2 protein-coding genes and 1 pseudogene are annotated in these 1,425 nt (G+C 74.5%); all 3 read right to left on the bottom strand.

Features of this window, described 5'->3' with window-relative positions; all coding sequences use genetic code 11:
- Nucleotides 1-484: hypothetical protein (locus BVI061214_RS13135; protein WP_248841690.1), on the bottom strand; the 484-nt coding region annotated here is incomplete at its 3' end.
- Nucleotides 466-1,059, bottom strand: coding sequence for a hypothetical protein (locus tag BVI061214_RS00885; RefSeq protein WP_248841689.1), 594 nt, complete (start codon nt 1,057-1,059; stop codon nt 466-468). The genes BVI061214_RS13135 and BVI061214_RS00885, both read right to left, overlap by 19 nt.
- Before the next feature lie 4 nt (nt 1,060-1,063).
- Nucleotides 1,064-1,425: pseudogene (locus tag BVI061214_RS00880) on the bottom strand (hypothetical protein); the annotation flags it as partial.

The raw sequence follows: 1,425 nt of genomic DNA, 5'->3' as shown, positions 1-1,425 counted from the left end.
GGGGGAAGGCCTCCCCGACAAGCCGGCCCCGCTCCACCCGGCCCAGGGCCAGGACCAGCCCCCCCGGGGCCGGGGCCAGGTGGGGGCGGCGGAGGAGGAAGCGGAGGACGAAGGGCCGGGTCTCGGGCCCTTCCTTGGGCCCAGGCACCACCCGCACCCGGCCCAGCCCCGCCCAGGCCCCCAGCCACTCCCCCAGGAGGAGGAAGCGGAGGGGCTCCCCCGGCGCCTCCCCCACGGGGGCGGGGGAGAGGAGCTCCCGGTGGGCCAGGTGGAGCCCCGTGAGGAAGCCCTCCCCGTCCGTGCGGGGGTGGAGGACCACCCGGTAGAGGCCGGGGACGAGGCCCTCCCTCAGGCCCCTTGGGGCCCGCACCCGCTTGGAGAAGAGGCCCTGGCCCTCCAGGCGGAGGCTCGCCGCCCCCGGAAGGGGGGAGAGGTGGACCACGCCCCGGACCTGGGCCAGGTGGCCTACTGGGGGTCGTCCCAAAGGCGGGCGGGCTCCCAGCGCCGGACCACCAGGCGGCCGCTCCTCGGCCTCACCTCCCCTTCCAGGTAGACCCCGCTCCCCACGGGGGGCAGGGCCTCCAGGAGGGAGAGGGGGGCCAGCAGGGTCAGGGTGAAGGGGGCCCGGAGCTTGCCCCCGGGGTTGGGGCGGACCTCCACCTGGAGGTGGCCTTCCTCGGGGTTCACCGCGGCCAGGCGGCCCCGCAGGTGGAGGTAGGAGGCCCTCTCCCAGAGGGTGGGGTCCAGCCGGCGCAGGTAGTCCAGGCGGCCCTTAAGGGCTCCCTGTTCGTCCGTCCGGGGAGCGTAGACGACCCCGATTCTCTGGTTCAGAAAGGTCTGGCCCAAACCCCTGGGGAGGGGCAGAAACACACCCCTGGGGTAGCCGGGGGCTTCGAGATGGTAAAAGGAGAACACCTTGTCCTTCTTCTTCACCTCGCGCAGGCGCACGTGGCCCACGCTCCAGAGGGAGGCGTAGTAGGCCTGATCCCTAGGGCACCGCCCCTCGCTCTGGGGAGTCTCAGCGGGGTCCTGAGAGGCCGCCAGGCTCACCCTTTCCACCCCCTCACCCTACCACACGGGCCGCCAGGACGAGCTCCCTATCCACCAGGTGGGCCACCCCGTCCACCTCCACGAAGGCCTTGGCCCCGCCTCCGGTCCAGCCGGCGAAGTAGCCCCTCCGGCCATCGGGCAGGTGGAGGAGGGCCCCGTCCAGGATCCCGTCCCGGGCTCCCCCAGGCGGGGGCGGAGGGACGGGGGTCCGGGCCTCCAGGTCCGCCATCACCGCCTCCAGGTAGCGGGCGGGGTAGCGCACCCCTCCCTGGGCCACCCCCCTCAGGGTGAGGGCCAGGGCCTGGAGGAAGACCTCCCCCTTGGGCAGGGCCTCCCGCTCCAGGCGGGCCAGGTAGGCGGCCCAGAGGGCCTCGG

It is taken from the genome of Thermus aquaticus (assembly GCF_001280255.1).
In the GTDB taxonomy this organism is placed as follows: Bacteria; Deinococcota; Deinococci; order Deinococcales; family Thermaceae; genus Thermus; species Thermus aquaticus.
This window is presented reverse-complemented; position numbering and strand designations above follow the sequence as displayed.